Annotated in this window: 21 protein-coding genes; 14 read left to right on the top strand and 7 right to left on the bottom strand. The window is 58.2% G+C overall.

Going from position 1 to position 18,116, the window contains the following annotated elements; genetic code table 11:
• The first annotated feature begins 14 nt into the window (after nucleotides 1-14).
• Nucleotides 15-659, top strand: a complete 645-nt coding sequence (locus tag BLR44_RS02980; RefSeq protein WP_089679144.1) for a carbonic anhydrase — start codon at nucleotides 15-17, stop codon at nucleotides 657-659.
• An 82-nt stretch (nucleotides 660-741) separates the two neighbouring features.
• On the opposite strand, the gene BLR44_RS02975 is transcribed toward BLR44_RS02980, so the two are convergent.
• From BLR44_RS02975 to BLR44_RS02965, 3 genes are all read right to left on the bottom strand, one after another.
• Nucleotides 742-1,575 (bottom strand): PAS domain-containing protein, encoded by an 834-nt coding sequence (locus BLR44_RS02975; RefSeq protein ID WP_089678763.1) that lies wholly within the window; start codon nucleotides 1,573-1,575, stop codon nucleotides 742-744.
• A 127-nt stretch (nucleotides 1,576-1,702) separates the two neighbouring features.
• Nucleotides 1,703-1,930 (bottom strand): hypothetical protein, encoded by a 228-nt coding sequence (locus BLR44_RS02970; RefSeq protein WP_089678761.1) that lies wholly within the window; start codon nucleotides 1,928-1,930, stop codon nucleotides 1,703-1,705.
• 52 nt (nucleotides 1,931-1,982) lie between these two features.
• Nucleotides 1,983-2,735, bottom strand: a complete 753-nt coding sequence (locus BLR44_RS02965) for a copper homeostasis protein CutC (RefSeq protein ID WP_089678759.1) — start codon at nucleotides 2,733-2,735, stop codon at nucleotides 1,983-1,985.
• A gap of 94 nt (nucleotides 2,736-2,829) precedes the next feature.
• On the opposite strand from BLR44_RS02965, the gene BLR44_RS02960 reads away from it, so the two are divergent.
• From BLR44_RS02960 to BLR44_RS02940, 5 genes are all read left to right on the top strand, one after another.
• Entirely contained in the window at nucleotides 2,830-3,834 is a 1,005-nt protein-coding gene (locus BLR44_RS02960; RefSeq protein ID WP_089678757.1) for an endonuclease/exonuclease/phosphatase family protein, read from the top strand.
• A gap of 104 nt (nucleotides 3,835-3,938) precedes the next feature.
• Entirely contained in the window at nucleotides 3,939-4,919 is a 981-nt protein-coding gene (locus BLR44_RS02955) for a glycosylasparaginase (RefSeq protein WP_089679141.1), read from the top strand.
• 146 nt (nucleotides 4,920-5,065) lie between these two features.
• Nucleotides 5,066-5,566, top strand: a complete 501-nt coding sequence (locus BLR44_RS02950) for a DUF4199 domain-containing protein (protein ID WP_089678755.1) — start codon at nucleotides 5,066-5,068, stop codon at nucleotides 5,564-5,566.
• A gap of 80 nt (nucleotides 5,567-5,646) precedes the next feature.
• A complete protein-coding gene (locus BLR44_RS02945; protein ID WP_089678753.1) occupies nucleotides 5,647-6,018 on the top strand; it encodes a hypothetical protein in 372 nt (123 codons plus the stop codon).
• 131 nt (nucleotides 6,019-6,149) lie between these two features.
• The gene (locus BLR44_RS02940; protein WP_176955875.1) at nucleotides 6,150-6,650 is read left to right on the top strand and encodes a L,D-transpeptidase family protein; all 501 of its coding nucleotides are present in this window, start codon (nucleotides 6,150-6,152) and stop codon (nucleotides 6,648-6,650) included.
• 11 nt (nucleotides 6,651-6,661) lie between these two features.
• On the opposite strand, the gene BLR44_RS02935 is transcribed toward BLR44_RS02940, so the two are convergent.
• From BLR44_RS02935 to BLR44_RS02925, 3 genes are all read right to left on the bottom strand, one after another.
• Complete coding sequence (locus tag BLR44_RS02935) at nucleotides 6,662-6,868, bottom strand: helix-turn-helix transcriptional regulator (RefSeq protein WP_089678749.1); 207 nt, start codon at nucleotides 6,866-6,868, stop codon at nucleotides 6,662-6,664.
• Nucleotides 6,869-6,876: 8 nt separating this feature from the next.
• Nucleotides 6,877-7,278 (bottom strand): hypothetical protein, encoded by a 402-nt coding sequence (locus tag BLR44_RS02930; protein ID WP_089678747.1) that lies wholly within the window; start codon nucleotides 7,276-7,278, stop codon nucleotides 6,877-6,879.
• 112 nt (nucleotides 7,279-7,390) lie between these two features.
• Nucleotides 7,391-8,314, bottom strand: coding sequence for a pirin family protein (locus BLR44_RS02925; protein WP_089678745.1), 924 nt, complete (start codon nucleotides 8,312-8,314; stop codon nucleotides 7,391-7,393).
• 206 nt (nucleotides 8,315-8,520) lie between these two features.
• Here BLR44_RS02925 and BLR44_RS02920 point away from each other — a divergent pair, with 206 nt between their 5' ends.
• From BLR44_RS02920 to BLR44_RS02885, 8 genes are all read left to right on the top strand, one after another.
• Nucleotides 8,521-10,737 (top strand): transferrin receptor-like dimerization domain-containing protein, encoded by a 2,217-nt coding sequence (locus tag BLR44_RS02920; protein ID WP_089678743.1) that lies wholly within the window; start codon nucleotides 8,521-8,523, stop codon nucleotides 10,735-10,737.
• 278 nt (nucleotides 10,738-11,015) lie between these two features.
• Nucleotides 11,016-11,498, top strand: coding sequence for a hypothetical protein (locus BLR44_RS02915; protein WP_089678741.1), 483 nt, complete (start codon nucleotides 11,016-11,018; stop codon nucleotides 11,496-11,498).
• 35 nt (nucleotides 11,499-11,533) lie between these two features.
• Complete coding sequence (locus BLR44_RS02910; protein ID WP_089678739.1) at nucleotides 11,534-11,920, top strand: DoxX-like family protein; 387 nt, start codon at nucleotides 11,534-11,536, stop codon at nucleotides 11,918-11,920.
• A 2-nt stretch (nucleotides 11,921-11,922) separates the two neighbouring features.
• Nucleotides 11,923-12,657 (top strand): DUF2071 domain-containing protein, encoded by a 735-nt coding sequence (locus BLR44_RS02905; RefSeq protein ID WP_089678737.1) that lies wholly within the window; start codon nucleotides 11,923-11,925, stop codon nucleotides 12,655-12,657.
• 149 nt (nucleotides 12,658-12,806) lie between these two features.
• The gene (locus tag BLR44_RS02900) at nucleotides 12,807-13,409 is read left to right on the top strand and encodes a class I SAM-dependent methyltransferase (protein WP_245705953.1); all 603 of its coding nucleotides are present in this window, start codon (nucleotides 12,807-12,809) and stop codon (nucleotides 13,407-13,409) included.
• Nucleotides 13,378-13,797 (top strand): hypothetical protein, encoded by a 420-nt coding sequence (locus BLR44_RS02895; RefSeq protein WP_245705952.1) that lies wholly within the window; start codon nucleotides 13,378-13,380, stop codon nucleotides 13,795-13,797. The genes BLR44_RS02900 and BLR44_RS02895 overlap by 32 nt, the downstream gene beginning before the upstream one ends.
• Nucleotides 13,798-13,895: 98 nt before the next feature.
• Entirely contained in the window at nucleotides 13,896-14,354 is a 459-nt protein-coding gene (locus BLR44_RS02890) for a hypothetical protein (protein ID WP_143017081.1), read from the top strand.
• A gap of 10 nt (nucleotides 14,355-14,364) precedes the next feature.
• Entirely contained in the window at nucleotides 14,365-15,198 is an 834-nt protein-coding gene (locus BLR44_RS02885; RefSeq protein ID WP_089679138.1) for a ThuA domain-containing protein, read from the top strand.
• A 62-nt stretch (nucleotides 15,199-15,260) separates the two neighbouring features.
• Here the strand turns inward: BLR44_RS02885 and BLR44_RS02880 are convergent, their stop codons facing one another.
• The gene (locus tag BLR44_RS02880; RefSeq protein ID WP_089678728.1) at nucleotides 15,261-18,101 is read right to left on the bottom strand and encodes a sugar-binding domain-containing protein; all 2,841 of its coding nucleotides are present in this window, start codon (nucleotides 18,099-18,101) and stop codon (nucleotides 15,261-15,263) included.
• Nucleotides 18,102-18,116: the final 15 nt, after the last annotated feature.

The raw sequence follows: 18,116 nt of genomic DNA, 5'->3' as shown, positions 1-18,116 counted from the left end.
AAACCAACGATCCTATGGCAGAAAGTATCAAAGACTTGATTAAGGGCAACCAAGATTGGGTTGAAAATACCAAACAGAAAGATCCGTCTTTTTTTGACCGGCTGGCCCAGGGGCAATCGCCGCAGTTTCTGTGGATCGGCTGTTCGGACAGCCGGGTGCCCGCTACGGAAATCACGAATCGGATGCCCGGTTCCATTTTCGTGCAACGGAACATTGCCAACGTGGTGCATCACACCGACTCCAACCTGCTGAGTGTGGTCTACTACGCCGTCAAGGTGCTGAAGGTCAAACACATCATCGTCTGCGGTCACTACGGCTGCGGGGGCGTGCTGGCCGCCATGAGCAACAACTCGTACGGCTACCTCGACAACTGGCTGGTCAACATCAAGAACGTTTACCGGATGCACAAAAAAGAACTGGACGCCATCGAAGATGAACACGCGCGCGGCAACCGGTTCGTGGAGCTGAACGTGCAGGAACAGGTCAACAACCTGTGCATGGTGTCGTTCATTCAGGAAGAGTGGGAGAACGGCGAGTTTCCCTACATCCACGGCTGGGTCTACAGCCTGAAAGACGGGCTGATCAAAGACCTGGACATCACCAAACATTCGCCGGCGCACCTGGCCAGCGTGTACCAGTACAGCAGCAATCAGGTATAACAACCCACCGGTTGTTTCCGAAAACACCGCCACGGCTCCTGGAGAGAAGTGGCGGTGTTTTGCGTTCTGGCAGGGTCTTTTTTCAGATCAGTTGTCGCAACTGTTCGGCCATTTTGCCCGGATTTTTTTCCTGTTCCAGGATGATCAGGCTCCGTTGCAACCCCCGAATCAGCTCCGCATTTTTTTCGTTGGCTCGCTTCTCTTCGGTCACGTCGACCACGACGCCGATCATGGTACGGCCTTCCATGCGGTGCGACGCCCGAATCCAGCGCACTTCGCCGGTATCGAGCGCGATGCGGCTCGTAATTTCACGGGGCTGGCGGTCGGCGACCACACGACCGACCTGCTCCATGTGCGTTTTTCGGTCGCGGGGATCGATGCAGTTTTCGACCTGCCCGAGCGACAGGATGCCGTCGGGTTTAGGCACTATCCCGAAAATCCGGAACATGCCGTCCGACCACCAGACGGTTTGGGTACCGGGATCGTACCGAAACTGGCCACAGTGGCCCATCTCCTCCAACTCGTGGACATCCGACTCCGTCCGCAGGGTTTTGGCCCACGCCCGCAACCGGCTGGAAGAGAGGATGAGCACCACCATAAATCCCAACTGGACGTAGCGGGCGCCTACTTTGAGGTAGTACCACGGGCCGGAAGCGTAGAACGCGCTGGTGGCATCCTGAAAATACTGCCACCCGCAAAAGAAAAACACCCACATCAGGGCCCAGAACAGCCGGGTGTCCAGCAACGGCCGAAGGGCCGGAATTTTAATGCGCTGAAACCCGATGCAGTAATAGGCAAACGCCATGTAGGCGATCCAGATGCCATAGTTGGTGACTACGTCGTTCCAGATCAGCAATCCGTCGCCTCCATAACACATCTGCTTGGTATGGTAGACGAATCGTTCAAAATAATCCATCCGTATGTCTCTGCGTAAGTGATACCTCCCTACGGTCTCATGCAAAAAATACTCCCGTAAAAACGACTTCTACAGGCACACGGCAGCCGTCAGGTTTCGGTAGGATACGCAGCAACGTACGCGGAAGTTATGAGGGGGTATCGGGCCGCTCCGGGGCATGCAGCCGGTGCCACCAGTGAAGCGCATGACGGCGCAGCCAACGCCCGGCCACCAGCGCACCGTAGACCAACGCCAGCAAGGCACAGAAGAGGAGCGCCAGCCAGAGCACGTCGGCATCGCCATGCCCGATTCCCGGCGTGCTGCCTCGGGCGGTGGCACTCAGGAAACCCCACAAAAAAAGGAGAAGTACCTTCATAACCCATTTGTATTGAGGCACTTCTCCAAGCTACAAAACTTTTTACGAACGATCAATGCGCCGACACGGCACCGCGCATGACGCGCACCTGCTGCGGGTCGGTGATGGTCACTTCGTATTCGGGCGGACGAAGCGTACCGCCCATAAAGACGCGGTCGTTGCGGTACTGCATGCCGCTCGGTTCCTGGTGCAGGGCCGCAAAGTGGACCTCCCGCACGCCCGTGTGGTCGACCAGTTTCTGCAGGTTGCGGTCGGTAATGCCGCCACCCGGCAGGATGATGAGTCGGTCGCCGGCGTGCAACACCAGTTCGCGAATCAGGTCTGCGCCTTCCCAGGCGGTCGATTCCTGTCCCGACGTCAGGATGCGGGCTACGCCCAAGTCCAGCAGGTTCTCCAGCGCTTCGAGCGGATCGCGCACCACGTCGAACGCCCGGTGGAACGTGACGGGCAGCGGATCGGCCCAGCGCATAAACTGCTCCATCCGCCGCATGTCCACGCGGCCGTCGGGCGTCAAGATGCCGGTCACGAGTCCGTCGGCCCCCAGGTCTTTGGCAGTTTTTACGTCGTGTTCCATCACTTCCCACTCCAGGTCGGAGTACAGAAAGTCGCCGCCCCGCGGGCGGATCATCACCATCATCGGGATGGTCAGGTGGCGGCGCGCCGTGGCGATGGTGCCGGCGGTAGGGGTTGTTCCCCCGTCAAACAGGTTTTCGCACAGCTCGACCCGGTCGGCACCGCCGGTTTGCGCAGCAACGGCCGAAGCCGCCGAATTTACACAGAGCTCAAAAAGGGGTTGGTTAGGCATAAGATACTGACTAGTTTTCGGACAAGACCTCGGCACTCGGTGCGGCGCTCCTCGTGGCGGAACGCCCGCCAGCACCGGACTCTCCTGCATTTTTATGGCAAAGATAAAGACCGCCCTTCTCTTTCTGATTATTTTGTTGGGACTCGCCGCCGTTGCGGCCACGCTTCTGTCGCTGCTCTACGACGTTCCGATCTGGTGGCTCAAGGTCCTGGATTTTCCGCGGCTGCAACTGTTGCTGGCCCTGGCGGGGCTGCTTGTGCTCTACGGCGTGCTGAACCGCCACTGGCGGTGGGGAGCGCTTCTTTTCGTAGTGGCGCTACTGCTGGCGCTGGGCATTCAGGCTTCGTTTATCGTGCCGTACACACCCTTGGGTACCCGGCAGGTCGCGGACGCAGCGATCGAGGAGGACACCCTTTCGTCGGTGTTCAGTCTGCTCATCGCGAATGTCTATATGAAAAACCGCAACGCCGAGGCATTGCCCGCGCTGATTCGCCGGATGCAACCGGACGTGGTTCTGCTTCTGGAAGTAGATGCCTGGTGGGAACAGACTTTGCAACCCCTCGACGACGCGTACCCCTACGGGCTGGAGCACCCGCTGGACAACACCTACGGTCTGATCCTCTACTCGCGCCTTCCGCTGTCGGAAACCGAGGTAAAACACCTCAATCACCACGACGTTCCCTCGGTCCACACGACCCTGCAACTGCCCGACGGTCGCTCCTTCCGGTTGCATGCCGTCCACCCGGTGCCGCCCATTCCCGACGAATACCCGGACAACATGGACGACAAAGAGGTAGCGCTGCTGAAAGTAGGTGACCTGGTGGTTCGCGAACAGGTACCCGCCGTTGTGGCGGGCGATTTCAACGACGTCTCCTGGTCGCACACCACGCGCATGTTTGAAGCCGACGACGTGCTGCACAACGTGCGCCTCGGCCGGGGGCTCTTCAACTCGTTCGATGCCACCTCTTCCCTTTTCCGCTGGCCCCTCGATCATGTGTTCGTGACGCGGGAGTTTCGGGTGAAGGCTCTCCAACGCATGGAACCTATTGGCTCCGACCACTTTCCGGTCTACGTGGAGTTGGTACTATCCCCGCGCTGAGCGGAGCGCCTGCCGCCGGATTTCGGAAAATGAACAGAATCGCATATTTTGCGCCACCGCCACGTTCCCATTTTCTACCCTTTTTCCTGTTTTCACTTTCCATGATGAACTCACGTCGTCGTTTTCTTCGCCGTTCTGCGCTCAGTGCCCTGGCGCTGTCGGGTGTTCGCCCGGCCCTGGCCTCCGTTCGTTCCGCCTTCTCGTCGCCTGCGCCCGGTGGGCCGGTGGTGATCTCCACCTGGAACCACGGCGTACCGGCCAACAGTGCCGCCTGGGAAATTCTGAACAAAGGCGGCCGCTCGCTCGATGCCGTCGAAGCGGGGGTGCGCGTGCCCGAAGGCGACCCCACCGTTTCGACCGTGGGCTACGGCGGCTGGCCCGACCGCGACGGTCACGTGACGCTCGACGCCTGCATCATGGACGAACAGGACCGCTGCGGCTCGGTGGCCTTTCTGGAAGGGTTCAAACACCCGATTTCGATCGCGCGGCGCGTCATGGAAAAAACGCCGCACGTGATGCTGGTCGGCGAAGGCGCCCGCCAGTTTGCCCTGGAAGAAGGGTTCCCGGAAGAAAACCTGCTGACCGCCGATGCCGAAAAGGCGTGGAAGGAGTGGCTGAAAGACGCCAAGTACAAGCCGGTGATCAACATCGAAAACCACGATACCATCTCGATGCTGGCCCTGGACAAAAACGGCAAAATGTCGGGAGCGTGCACCACCAGCGGCATGTCCTGGAAAATGCACGGTCGCGTGGGCGACTCGCCCATCATCGGGGCCGGGTTGTTCGTTGACAACGAAGTGGGCGGGGCGTGTGCCACGGGCGTCGGCGAGGCGGTGATTCGCATCGTGGGCAGTCACATGGTGGTGGAACTGATGCGGCAGGGCAATTCGCCCCAACAGGCCTGCCAGGCGGCCGTCGAGCGCATCATCAAAAAGTATCCCGATTTCCGCGACATCCAGGTCGGTTTCCTCGCCATGAACATGAAAGGCGAATACGGGGCCTACGCCATCCACCCCGGCTTCAACTACGCCGTCAAAAACCAGAAAGTCGACAACCAGCTCATCGACGCCAAGAGCAAGCTGTAATCCGCACCTCGGTGCACAACCTCACCCACTTCAGGGGCGTCTTCTCCACGCTCAGGAAGTGGGTTTTCGTTTTCCCGCTTTTTGAGTTGCGCGCTTCCCCGCCTTTTTCTTTTTGAAGCCCTGGTCTCTATTAGCACCTTTGTCTTATGAAAAAGTATCGTACGGAACTCAAATGGGCATTTCTTTTTGCCGGGGTGGCCCTTCTGTGGATGGTCCTGGAACGGCTCGCCGGGTTGCACGACCGCTACATTGCCCAACACGCGATCTACACCAACTTCTTCGCGATTCCGGCCATTGCGCTGTACGTGCTGGCGCTGCTCGACAAACGACGGAACGACTACGGCGGCGTGATGACCTACAAACAGGGGCTGGTCTCGGGACTGGTGCTGACGCTCTTCATTGCGCTGCTCAGTCCGCTGACACAATGGATCACCTCGACCGTCATCACCCCGCAGTACTTCCCCAACGTAATTGCCTACGCCGTTGCCACCGGAGAGATGGAACCGGCCGAAGCCGAGGCGTATTTCAGCCTGGGCAACTACGTGCTGCAAAGCGTCATCGGAGCGCTGCTGATGGGTGCCTTCACATCGGCCATTGTGGCCTTTTTTGTCAAACGCGCCGCGCCGCTGGCAGCCCATCCCTCCTGATGAGGGGCGCGGTTTGCACATCCCCGAACTATTTCCTTTCTTGGCGTAGCAATTCTTTTTTACCCTTAGCTACTCCCACCATGTCCACGAAAACCCTCCTGTTGTCCTCGCTTGCGTTTCTCCTCGTCCTTACGCTGGGCATGGCCCTGCGGCCAGTACCCCACGTACCGGAAGCGCACTGTCGGGTGGTGGAAGGGCGCGTGCGCGACGTCCGCACGGCAGGCGAACACGACGTGGTGCTGGCGCTGGAAGGCACGGCACAGTGCTTTTACATCAACCGGGGCCTGGAAACGGGCCTGACCCTGGAGGAGTGGCAAACGCGTCTGCTCAACCGCGAAGTCGAAATCAAGTACCCTTCGTACTGGACGCCCCTCGACCCGACCAACGCCCTTCGCCACGTCGCGCAGCTGCGTACGGCCGACGAAGTAATTTTCAGCGAGTGGCAGGACTAAGCCTCGCCTGGCCGCTCAGAAAGACGTACCGGTTAGGCGGATTAATAATGGTTTTGCTTTGGGGTTGGAGCGCCTGCACCTCCCCTACCACGGAACAAACGGGTCGCCCATCGTCGACACACCCACCGGCCGTGCACGCTACCGTTCCTCCTACGCTTTCGCGCCTGTGCGACTCGCTGCACCTGACGCCGGAACAGCTACGGATCGTTGTGACCAAATCGCAGTATACCCTTACCGTCTGGCACGACTCGCTTGCCCTGCGGGGCTACGACGTAGTGTTTGGCGCAAATCCGGTAGACGATAAGTTGCGGCAGGGTGATCACTGTACGCCCGAAGGCACATTCCGGGTCAAGAGCAAGTATCCTCACGCAAAGTGGTCTTATTTCATCTGGCTCGATTACCCCACCGACGACTCCTGGCGGAAGCATCGCCGCGCCAAGTTGGAAGGCCGGATTCCTCCCGAGGCCGAAATCGGCGGCGAGATCGGCATCCACGGGGTGCCGAAAGGCTACGACCACGCCATCCGGTACAAACAAAACTGGACGCAGGGCTGCGTGTCGATGACAACGGCGGACCTTGAGGACCTGTATGCGGTGGTCACGGAAGGCATGTTACTGGAAATCAAGCACTGAGGCGATGCGGCTCAGTCCCAGTCGTCGACCTCTAACGTAAAAATATGGTCCACCTGTTCGTCCAACACACGGGCGATTTTGAGTGCCAGCAACGTGGACGGTACAAATCTCCCCTTCTCGATTGAGTTGATGGTCTGACGTGAAACGCCCACTTTGAGAGCTAAATCGGCCTGCGTCAGGTCTTTTTTGGCCCGCTCCACCTTGATGGAATTTTTCATGCGTGCTGTTACGCTTTGATCCTCAGGTAGTGAAACCAACCCAGGGCAACGAGCAAGGCGATGGTCAGGTATTCGAAGGCCGAAATGGAAAACCAACTGTCGGTCTCGATGGAATAGCCCTCAAAATTATAGGAGTAGTTGATCAGCATGGTGATGGCCACCGCCAGCGGGACCGCCATAGCCAAGGCTTTGAACTTCAGAAAGACGATCCGCTCATCGAAGGTTTTTTCCCGGGAGAAGAAGATCAGTGTCAGCCCGATAGCGACGGGAAAGCTCCCGCCTCTGATGTCCACGATTTCATAATGCAGTACCCGGTAGAGAAAGACGATCAGCCCAAAGAGAATACTCGCGGCTCCCAGCCATTTGGCCCAGTAGGGATAGACAAAAAGGAAAGATTGAGATTTTTTCATGGCGTGATCGGTTTGTCTTACATACGCTACTAAATGTAAAGTATTTTTTACATTTAGAAAAGCAAAAACGACAAAATCCCATCAACTTTCCAATAAAATGTACCTGATTTGCTTACGACAGCGCTCCGGGCGGCGGATTCCCACCCGAACCGGCGGGTCTGGTGCGGTCTTCGGGCAGCGGGACAAACGTCTGGTTGTCGTTGGGCGGCAAGGGAATGCGCCCCGCCTGCCAGTCGGCTTTGGCCTGTTCGATCCGCTCGCGGCTGGACGAAACGAAGTTCCACCAGATGAACCGTTCGCCCAGCGGCTCGCCCCCCAGCAACAGCAACGTGCTCGCTTCGCGGGCGACGATCACCGGATCGACGCCTTGGGTAAACACCAACAACTGCCCCACGCCGTAGGTCCGGCCGTTCACTTCCACCTCTCCTTTCGCCACGTAGGCACCCCGCTCGGGATAGTGCGTGGGTAGGCCGAAACGCGCGCCCGGTTCCAGCACCACGTGCACGTAAAACAGGGGCGAATGCGTCTTCACCTGGTTGTTCTCGCCAAAGGCCGCCCCGGCAATCAGCCGCATCCAGACGCCCGTATCGGTGAAAATGGGCAGTTGCTCCGGCTGGTAGTTTTCGAACGTGGGGGCCTGTTCTTCTGCCGCTTCGGGGAGCGCCACCCATGTCTGGATCATCTCCAGTTGGCCGCCCGCCAGCATCGCCGGATCTTCGAACCGCTCGGAGTGGGCAATGCCCCGCCCGGCCGTCATCCAGTTCACCTCACCGGGCCGAATCACCTGCTGCACGCCCAGGCTGTCGCGGTGCGTCACCTGCCCGTCGAACAGGTAACTCACGGTCGAGAGACCAATGTGCGGATGCGGCAACACGTCCATGCTGGCGCGATTTTCCGGCGCGATGTGGACCGGACCGGCGTGGTCCATGAAAATAAACGGCCCCAGCATCCGGCGCAGCCGGTAGGGCAAAATCCGCCGTACGTGGAATCCATTGCCCAGCGAGGCAGAACGAGCATCAATAACGAGGTCGAGCATAGCGAGGAGGAGTTAGCGAAAAAGAAAAAGTATACGTTAAGGTAAACCTCACGCATGGAAATCGGAAATTTAGCGAGGAGCGCAAGAGCCTGTGGGTGAGGTGCCAAAGAAAAGTAGGCTTAACGTCTAGAATAGTTGCGAAGGCACTTCCTTCTCTCGTACCGGCTGTTTTATATTTAGCGTTTCCTTAACCTCCCCGCTTGCCCATGAAACACGCTTCCGCCCTCCTCCTCAGCCTACTTTTTTCCTCCCCCCTCGCCGCCCAAGACACCACCGCCCTGATGGGGTTCACGAAAGCCCACGCCGCCGAAGAACTACAACGCGAAAAACAATTTGACCAGACCCTGAAGGCCGAGAACCTGCGCCAGTGGATGCAGCGGATGGCCGCCGAACCGCACCACGTGGGGTCGGCCTACGACAAGGACAACGCCGAGTGGATGGCGAAACAGTTCAAGTCGTGGGGTTACGATACGAAGATTGAGACGTATCAGGTGCTGTTCCCCTCGCCGAAGGTGCGCGTGCTGGAAATGGTGGAACCGACGAAATTCACCGCTTCGCTGGCGGAACCGGCTCTGGCGGAAGATGCGACCTCGGGCCAGACCGACGCGCAACTGCCGACCTACAACGCCTACTCGACCGACGGCGACGTGACGGCCGAACTGGTGTTTGTCAATTACGGCGTGCCGGACGATTACGAAAAGCTCGAAGAGGCGGGCATCGACGTGAAAGGCAAAATCGTGATCGCCAAGTACTACGGCTCGTGGCGCGGCATCAAGCCCAAACTCGCCGCCGAAAAAGGAGCCATCGGCTGCCTGATCTACTCCGATCCGCAGGACGACGGCTACTTCCAGGGCGACGTCTACCCCAAGGGAGCGTTCAAGAGTGAGTACGGCGTGCAGCGCGGTTCGGTGATGGACATGCCCCTCTACCCTGGCGATCCGCTGACGCCCGGCTACGCGGCCACCAAAAAGGCAAAGCGCCTCGACCGGAGCCAGGCCGAAACGCTGACCAAAATTCCCGTCCTGCCCATCTCCTACCACGATGCCCAGCCGCTGTTGGAAGCCCTGCAGGGACCGGTGGCCCCGGAGAAGTGGCGTGGCGCCCTGCCCTTCACCTACCACATCGGGCCGGGACCGGTCAAGGTCCACCTGAAGCTCGAATTCAACTGGGACCAGAAAGAAATTTACAACGTGATCGCCACGATGAAGGGCAGCGAATTTCCCGACCAGTGGGTGCTACGCGGCAACCACCACGACGCCTGGGTGAACGGGGCGGCCGATCCGGTCTCGGGCATGGTCGCGCTGATGGAAGAGGCCCGCGCCGTGAGCGAGCTGGCGAAAACGGGCTGGAAACCCAAACGGACGATTGTCTACTGCGGCTGGGACGCGGAAGAAACCGGCCTGATCGGCTCGACCGAATGGGTGGAAGACCACGCCGCCGAACTGCAACAGAAGGCCGTGGCCTACATCAACACCGACGGCAACTCGCGCGGTTTCCTGTTCATGGGCGGCTCGCACACGCTGGAAGCATTCTGCGCCCAGATTGCCGGCGACGTGCAAGACCCGCAAAAGAAAGTCTCGGTGTTGCAGCGCCGGAAGGCGTTCGACATCGTGAACGGCGGCGGCCGTGAGAAGTACAAAGGCTTCACGATCAGCGCGCTGGGTTCCGGTTCCGACTACACGCCCTTCCTCCAGCACCTGGGCATCGCCTCGCTCAACCTCGGCTACGGCGGCGAAGGCAGCGGCGGCGAGTACCATTCCATCTACGACTCGTACGACCACTACCGCCGCTTCAAAGATCCGGAGTTCGCCTACGGGATCGCGCTGGCCGAAACGGCGGGCCGGGCCACGCTGCGCCTCGCCAACGCCGACCTGCTGCCCTTCGAATTCGACCACTTTTACAAAACGATGGCCGAATACCTGAAGGAGGTGATGGAAACGGCCGACAAGATGCGGAAGGAAGCCGACGGCCTACAGGCCAACCTGAAAGAACACCTCTACGAACTGGCCGCTGATCCGAATGAGCCACTCTACCAACCGAAAGCGCCCCAACCCGTCCCCTACCTCAACTTCGCACCGCTGCAAAACGCGCTGACCACCCTGGAGACAAACGCGAAGCAACTGGAAGCCCTCTTGAAAACCGACCTCCTCCCGGCACAAAAACGGACGCAACTCAACGCCCTGCTCTACCACGCCGAGCGGCAACTGGTCCGGGAGGAAGGGCTACCCCGCCGCCCCTGGTTCCGGCACCAGATTTACGCCCCCGGCTTCTACACCGGCTACGGCGTCAAAACGCTACCGGGGGTCCGTGAGGCCATCGAACAGGGGGATTGGCAGGAAGCGCAGGAACAAATCGACTTCCTCGCCAGAGTCTTCACCGAATACAATGCGTACTTGGAGAAGATGCTAACCGCCGGGAAGTAGAAGCTCGCTCTACTTTCTGCCCGTCTTCCTTTCTCTGTCATCTCGACCACTGTTTTGTCATTCTCTTTCCGCTCTCATCTCGTTTAATTTGTCATCTCGAACGAATGTGAGAGATCTAGAGCCTGTCGGAGCAAGATTTCTCCCTATGGTCGAAATGACAAGTAGTGTTTTCTATGTCATCCTGAAAGCGGCAGCCGCTGCTGGATCTTGCTACACATTGAGAAAAATCCTCTTGAAGAGCAAGAAGATCCCTTCGGGATGACAGAGCGTATTGGTAAATGGAAAGATTCTCGAATCGTACGGAAGATCTTATCAATCAGATCAAAACTGAATTGACGGATTTAGCTTGTCCGCCTGATTGGCACACTCATATTCTGTATTTGGAGATAGGACAACTCCTATCACATGCATTTTCTGTTACATTACTTGCTCATAAATCTGAAGTAAAGTTTGTAGCGAAGTATTGGAATGCGCACTACGATGGTTCGCGCTTTCAGCATGGGATTTATAATTTGAATCGCTTGGCTATTACCGAACAGGAGCTTTCGCTCTCGGAAACGGAGGCTACTTTTCTACAATCCATCGATACCTCCCTTCTGAGTACTGCGCCATACAAGGGAATTGTACTGGATGGACTTTTTTGCCAGTTATCCATCCCCTCATCAGGCACCACCTTCACCTGGAATCTAGACGAAGAAATGAATCAGCCGTTGCGTACGCTGGTGCATACCTTGCGCACGAAAGCTTCTTCTTTTCTTTGATCAGGCGGAAACCCATTTCATTCAGATCTTGCTTCATGCGTCAACTTGTCCTTCTGTTTTACCACCTCCTCACTTACTGCATCGCTTCCGTCTGGCTGGTGAATGGGCTTTTCTGCAAAGTGCTAGGTTGGGTGCCGCGACACGAGCAGATTGTCGCGCGTATTCTGGGCGAAGCGGTGGCTCCGCTCCTAACTCAGGCGATAGGGTTCGCGGAGATCGGAATGGCACTCTGGGTAGTTAGTGGGATTCAACGGCGTGTCAGTGCGGTAACACAGATTGTATTGATCGGGACGATGAACCTGCTGGAATTTTTCTTGGCACCGGACCTGCTGCTGTGGGATCGGTTCAACCTCATTTTTGCGCTGGGTTTTATGGGGCTGATCTACTACCATACGTTTCAACTTCGCAAACGCATTGTCTGATTGTGCTTTCCTTTCTCAACCACCATCCTTTTGCCGTCGAGGCGTATTTTGAGTCTTCGTTCGTGCTGACATTCGCCTTTCCGCAAGCGCAATTGACTTCGCTCGTCCCGGAGGGTTTGTCGCTGGATCTGTTTGAGGACGAATGGGCCTTTCTGGCCGTGGCGATGGTGCAGACGAAACACCTGCGCCCGAAAGGCTTTCCGGCCTGGCTGGGAAACGACTTCTTCCTGATCGGATACCGTCTATTCGTCCGGTTCACCAATGCGACGGGCAAGCGACGGCGGGGCTTGCACATCCTCCGCTCGGAGACGGACAACCCTATGATGCAACTGCTCGGCAACCTCTTTACGCACTACCGCTACCAGAAGGTCGCTATCGAAGTCAGTAAGCAGGGCACGGAAACGACGCTGTCTTCACCTTCTTCCGGCTTCCGGGTACAGGTCAGGCAAGACGAGCACGCGGTGGACTTGCCGCCCGAGTCGCCCTTTCACGACTGGAAAGAAGCACGGCGGTTTGCCGGTCCGCTTCCCTTTACCTTCACGTCGCTTCCCCAAACCAGGGAGATGCTGATCATCGAGGGCGTCCGGCAACACTGGCAACCCCAACCGGTCACCGTCCTCGACTACTACATTCCGTTTCTGGACCAGCCGCACTTGAGCACGTTTCGGCTGGCGAGTGCGTTTGTGGTCCAGGAGATTCCTTACCATTGGAAAAAAGGCGTTCGTGAGCCATGGTAACTGGAAGAACACCCTTTCAAGGCATCCGCAATATTCTGCGTTTCAACTACCATTTTTACCTGATAGCCTTAGGTGGCATTCTGTCATTAGGGGTCGTCATCAGGTGGCTACCTGTCTCCTATCGACCGTTTTTTGGGCTCCTCTGCGGTATGGCGGTAAGCACAACCCTTGTCTCGCTGCTGGTTTCTTTTTACGTCTACGACCTTTCGTCGCTCTACCAACTTCAGTGGCTGGAAGTTCCGAAAACACCACAGCGCCTGGTGAACATCCATGCTGGTTTTGACGAATCCAGTGTCTTGCTAAAGGAAAAATTTCCGACGACCGACCTGATCATTTTTGACTTTTACGATCCTGCCCGGCACACCGAAGTCTCGATCCGACGGGCGCGTAAAGCCTATCCCCCTCATCCTGACACACAGCACATCCGCACCGACCGCCTGCCGCTTCCCGACCAATACGCCGACCTGATGTGCGTCCTCTTTGCTGCCCACGAAATCCGGAACGCTAAGGAACGTATACAGTTCTTTCAGGAACTACACCGTAGTCTGCAATCTGATGGGCACGTCGTAGTTGTGGAACACCTGCGCGACATTTTTAACTTCATCTCCTATACGATTGGGGTTTTCCACTTCTTTCCAGAACCTACCTGGCGTAAAACCTTTATCCTTGGAGGATTTCGCATCAGGCAACGCAAGAAAATTACCCCTTTCGTGACCTGTTATGTCCTCGAAAAAGATGGAACTGCACCTTAACATCATCGGCGTTTTGTTGGTGGCACTGGCTACACTTCACCTCATTTTCCCCCGGTACTTCGACTGGAAAAAAGACCTGCATTCCCTGCAACTGATCAACCGGCAGATGATGTATGTGCATACGTTTTTCGTCGCTTTCGTCGTGTTGCTGATGGGCCTGCTGTGCATGACTTCAGCCCACGAACTGGTTCATACGCCACTAGGCCGCAGGATCGCCCTGGGATTAGGCACCTTCTGGAGTGCTCGGCTCCTCATCCAATTTTTCGGTTATTCTTCCAAGTTATGGCGCGGAAAGCCGTTGGAAACAGGCATTCACCTGGTGTTCATTGGGTTGTGGTCTTACTTGAGTATCGTTTTTTACATCGTCTACTCTCAACAACATAGATAAAACACCTCCTCCTTGTTTGGCTTACAGGTGTGCTGTGTCTGGCTCCTAGCTTAGGGTTTAGCCAATCCCAGGCAGCATTTGATTCTACGGAAGCGTCTGTGTATGCCCCCGACTCGCTCCAGGTCACAGCAGTTGACGAAGACGATGCCGACAAAGATTTCACTCCAGTCCTTTTTATTGGAGCAGTCTTAATGCTGACCTTATTAGTGGCCTGTTTAGTCCTGGTGTTCGTGCTAGCCGGATTTGCTCTGCTGGCGTTAGTTGGTTTGATCACAGTCGGCGTCGTTTCAACCTCGGTATTTATAGGCGTCCACCAGCGTTCGGCCACCAAAGGTTTCCTGGCATTTACACTGACTACTTTCGCAGTGATTGGTTGCGCACTAGGCTGTGCAAGTGGAGAAATTCTCTACCGCATTTTGCATCAAGGTACAGTAGCGACTTCCTTGCTTTTAGGCGCGTTCGTAGGTCTGATCGCTGGAATCCTTTTTGGCCGGATTGCTTTTCGCCTGCTGCAACGATTCATCACGTACCTGAGACAAAAGCTAACGTCTTCTTAATTTGCACACCATGCCCGCATCCCCTCGCCACCGCCTTCTTGCTCTATTTTTTCTCCTGATCAGCTTTTCCTTTCTTTCAATTGCCCCGCGGCCACCGAAGTTTAAGGTGATCGGGTTCTACACGGCGCAACAGGACCTGGCGCACATCAGCTACGTACACGAGGCGAACCGATGGTTGGCCCAACAGGCGGCGAAACACCACTTCGCTTACGACTCGACTGACAACTGGGCGAACCTGAACGACGATTTTCTGAAAGACTATCAGGTCGTGTTGTTTCTGGATACCCGACCCGATTCCCTAACGCAGCGGGCCGCGTTTCAGAGGTACATGGAAGGCGGCGGGGCCTGGATGGGGTTTCACTTCGCAGCGTTTGCCATGACCCCCTCCACCTACCCGCAGAACTGGGACTGGTACCACGATCAGTTTTTAGGATCGGGCCAGTTTGTCAGCAACACGTGGCGGCCCACCTCAGCGGTGTTGCGGGTGGAAGACGGGAATCACCCCGCTACCCGTCATTTGCCCGACACGTTTCGTTCCGCGCCGAACGAGTGGTACCGCTGGGAGCACGACCTCCGCACCAACCCCGACATCGACATTCTGCTGGCCATCGACGCAACGAGTTTTCCGCTGGGCACCGGGCCCAAGCCGCACGAGATCTGGCACGATGGGTACTATCCCGTGGCCTGGACCAACCGCAACTACCGGATGCTCTACGTGAACATGGGACACAACGACATGGACTACGAAGGCGGCACCAACCGCACGCTTTCGTCCTCGTTTTCCAGCCCAATGCAAGACCGCTTCCTGCTCGACGCGCTGCGGTGGCTGGGCCAAAGGAAGTAAGGTTGCTGGCCTTACGCTCAGACACGCTCGGTAGTTTTACATTCGCTTCGTGCTGAACAGGATTACTCCTTCAGAAGGTGCTGAATGGCCTCCGGTTGCAGCGTGGCCGCGGGCCGGAACCCTTCCCCTTCCATGTAACGCCGTAGGCTGTAGAGCAACTGTTGCGCCTCAGGGCGCTGGGCCTGATCGGTCAACAGATCGATGCCCGACACCAGCAGTTTGCCTTTCCCCACGTTGCACTCGAACAACAGCCCCAGCGGACGGGCCGTCACCCAGTCGTCGATGACCCGCAGCAGCGGACGGACGTCGCCCGGTAACGAATCCAGGCGGATGGCCTGCCCGTGACGCATGGCGTCCCACCACTGCCAGTTGCTGTGGTACGCGGTCGGAAAGGCAGCAAAGGCCGGATGGGCCGGATCGCACAGAAGACCGAGGGAATGGGGCGGCTGCCCGTTGGTCCAGGCCGTGTTCCAGAAGATCGACGAAAACCCGATCGGGATGTCGCCTCCCGCTTCCGGCCGCAGCGCGCCGGGTGCCAGGGTCAGCAGGACACGGCCTCCCTTGCGGAGTTTTTTCTGCGCGGCGGCATCGAGTTGTTGCGTCACCAGCACTTTTTTGCCGACTTCCGGCCGTTCTGCCGGATAAACGAACAGATCCCACGTGTTGCGGTGGCCGCCGACTGTCACCGCGAGGGTCCACGCACCCGGCTGGTCGACCGTCGCCAGCGACTGTTGGATCGTGCCCAGCGAAAACGCATTGCCCAGCGGAACGGTGGTGGTCGGAAGGCTGCCCTGGAACCGGACCTGGCCGGACGCATCGCGGAGTTCCCAGGTGGGCGTCACGTTCGTGAGCGGAGCGGCACCGAAGTGGGCAATTTGGACGGGCACCTCCAGCGTTTCTGAGTTTTGGTAGATCATCTTCGGCAGCCGGACCAGCGGCACTGTGGCGTTGCAGAACGCACTGTATTCTGCCGCCGTCACGTACCCCTTTTCCTCCCAGAACGGATTCAGCACCCCGACCAGCGCCGTGCCCTGTCCCGGAAAATCGTGCAGGTCCAGCAACTGAAAGCCCCCGAAGCCGGGCGTGCGCAGCGCTGCCTCGATGTCGGCCTTGTAGCAAAGTGTCTGGAGTTTGCCGGAGGCGAGCAGAAAACTATCCGCCAGGGCAGCCATGCCGTGGTCGGCCAGCGTGGCCTGAAAAATCTCGAAGTTTTTGGCCTTCAGCGGGCCGTCGTACCGCGCGATTTCCTTGAAGTCGGGGTAGACGCACCACTGCCCGATCTCGTGACTCACCGTGGGTTGTTTCCAGTCCTTGATCACGTCCGCCCAATCGTAGTCGCTACGGGGCGGCTGGCTGTTAATGATGCTCTTGAGGCCCTCGCCCCAGTGTTGAATCCGCGGGTCGGAGGTACTGTTGAAATCACTCTCGGCGACCACTGGCCACCCCGCGCCCGTGGTGTAGAGCCGCCGGTGGTCTTTCGCCTGCCATCGCTGGACAAAATCGGTCAGGTACGCCACGTGCTGCGGACCGGAGGGCTCGTTGCCATAGGCCATCAGGCAGAACGACGGATGATTGCCGTACTCGTTCACCACCCGCGCACTTTCTTCCCAGATGTACCGGTCTAGCCCCCCGCCGTCGCCGATCGTCGCGCCCTGGTTCGCCCACGAGGAACACTCGACCTGGAGGTAAAACCCGAGGCGGTCGGCTGCCGCAAAGGCTGCTTCCGGGGGCGTCCAGGAGTGGAAACGCAAGTGATTGAGGCCGTACGAGCGGCAGATCTCGAAGATGCGCCGCCACGCGGCCTCGTCGGTCGGCGGATAACCCGTTTCGGGGAAGATGGCGCACTCCAGTGTGCCGCGCAGAAACGTCGGCTTTCCGTTGATTGTGAACTGGGTGCCCTCGCGCGCAAATTCCCGCATCCCAAAGGGCGTGCTGCGTTCTTCCAGGGATTTGTTGCGGTGGCGAAGTTGCGCCCGCAGGGTATACAGGTTCGGCTGAAACTCGTCCCACAATAGCGGCGCATCGCCCATTGGGTAGACCAGCTCCACGTCGGTGGTATCTCCGGCCAGCGTCACGTCCTGCTGCAACGGCGGCACCGACGCGCCGGCTTCTGCCGTGGCAGACAGTTCGAGGGTGACCGACCCCTTCTGCCGGGCGGGATTCAGCACGCGTGTGCGCACCACAATCTGGTTGTGCGCCACATCCGGAAAGACGTGCAGGGCATCCAGGTGCAGCGACGGACGCGAGACCAGCGCCAGTTCGCCGACCAGGCCGTTCCAGTTGCCTTGTGTGTGATCGGAGATGCTATGGGAGTTGGGCCCGACGTCAAAGTCTTTCACGCGGTTGTCGATGCGGACGGTGAGCCGATGCGGGCCGGGCGTCAGGTAGCCGCTCAGGTCGAACCGGTGCGGCGTGCCCAGGCTGTTGCGCATTCCGACCTGAATCGAATCGACCCAGAGGGTGGTTTCCCAGTGGCTCCGCTCGAACATCAACTCCACAAACGTGCCTTGCCAGTCGGGGGGAATGTCGACGGCGCGCTGGTACCACGCCGCCCCCTGGTAGTAAGTGTCGGGCTGTAGCCAGAACGGTATCTTGACCTGTCCCGGCTGGCGGTAGGGCGCGTATTCCGGCGCAAAAAACCATGCAGAATCCATCAGCGAGGCCATCCACGGCGTCGCGACCGAAATGGGATTGCCCTTGCCGTTGGTTGTCATCGAGCCGGGCAGCGTAATCCGGTCGTCCAGGGTGTGGCGGAACCATTGCTGCGCGACGCCTTCGTCCAGCGAATCGATCCGGAAGGCCCACGTGCCGGCCAGGTCGATGCGCCGCGGGTCGGCAGATTGCGCCCGGACCTGTAGCAGAAGACAAAAGAAGAGAGCAACGAGGGGGAAACGTACGTTCATACAAAAACGAGAATA

The organism is Catalinimonas alkaloidigena (assembly GCF_900100765.1).
In the GTDB taxonomy this organism is placed as follows: Bacteria; Bacteroidota; Bacteroidia; order Cytophagales; family Flexibacteraceae; genus Mooreia; species Mooreia alkaloidigena.
The sequence above is the reverse complement of the archived record's forward strand: the minus strand, read 5'-3'. Positions and strand labels throughout refer to the sequence as shown.

Excerpts from the sequence above, each read along its gene's own strand:
- BLR44_RS02895 (WP_245705952.1), top strand. The coding sequence starts at position 13,378 with ATGTCCTCGAAAAAGATGGAACTGCACCTTAACATCATCGGCGTTTTG.
- BLR44_RS02950 (WP_089678755.1), top strand. The coding sequence starts at position 5,066 with ATGAAAAAGTATCGTACGGAACTCAAATGGGCATTTCTTTTTGCCGGG.
- BLR44_RS02925 (WP_089678745.1), bottom strand. The coding sequence starts at position 8,314 with ATGCTCGACCTCGTTATTGATGCTCGTTCTGCCTCGCTGGGCAATGGA.
- BLR44_RS02970 (WP_089678761.1), bottom strand. The coding sequence starts at position 1,930 with ATGAAGGTACTTCTCCTTTTTTTGTGGGGTTTCCTGAGTGCCACCGCC.
- BLR44_RS02930 (WP_089678747.1), bottom strand. The coding sequence starts at position 7,278 with ATGAAAAAATCTCAATCTTTCCTTTTTGTCTATCCCTACTGGGCCAAA.
- BLR44_RS02975 (WP_089678763.1), bottom strand. The coding sequence starts at position 1,575 with ATGGATTATTTTGAACGATTCGTCTACCATACCAAGCAGATGTGTTAT.
- BLR44_RS02880 (WP_089678728.1), bottom strand. The coding sequence starts at position 18,101 with ATGAACGTACGTTTCCCCCTCGTTGCTCTCTTCTTTTGTCTTCTGCTA.
- BLR44_RS02915 (WP_089678741.1), top strand. The coding sequence starts at position 11,016 with ATGGAAAGATTCTCGAATCGTACGGAAGATCTTATCAATCAGATCAAA.
- BLR44_RS02980 (WP_089679144.1), top strand. The coding sequence starts at position 15 with ATGGCAGAAAGTATCAAAGACTTGATTAAGGGCAACCAAGATTGGGTT.
- BLR44_RS02920 (WP_089678743.1), top strand. The coding sequence starts at position 8,521 with ATGAAACACGCTTCCGCCCTCCTCCTCAGCCTACTTTTTTCCTCCCCC.
- BLR44_RS02955 (WP_089679141.1), top strand. The coding sequence starts at position 3,939 with ATGAACTCACGTCGTCGTTTTCTTCGCCGTTCTGCGCTCAGTGCCCTG.
- BLR44_RS02935 (WP_089678749.1), bottom strand. The coding sequence starts at position 6,868 with ATGAAAAATTCCATCAAGGTGGAGCGGGCCAAAAAAGACCTGACGCAG.
- BLR44_RS02945 (WP_089678753.1), top strand. The coding sequence starts at position 5,647 with ATGTCCACGAAAACCCTCCTGTTGTCCTCGCTTGCGTTTCTCCTCGTC.
- BLR44_RS02900 (WP_245705953.1), top strand. The coding sequence starts at position 12,807 with ATGGCGGTAAGCACAACCCTTGTCTCGCTGCTGGTTTCTTTTTACGTC.
- BLR44_RS02965 (WP_089678759.1), bottom strand. The coding sequence starts at position 2,735 with ATGCCTAACCAACCCCTTTTTGAGCTCTGTGTAAATTCGGCGGCTTCG.
- BLR44_RS02960 (WP_089678757.1), top strand. The coding sequence starts at position 2,830 with ATGGCAAAGATAAAGACCGCCCTTCTCTTTCTGATTATTTTGTTGGGA.
- BLR44_RS02910 (WP_089678739.1), top strand. The coding sequence starts at position 11,534 with ATGCGTCAACTTGTCCTTCTGTTTTACCACCTCCTCACTTACTGCATC.
- BLR44_RS02885 (WP_089679138.1), top strand. The coding sequence starts at position 14,365 with ATGCCCGCATCCCCTCGCCACCGCCTTCTTGCTCTATTTTTTCTCCTG.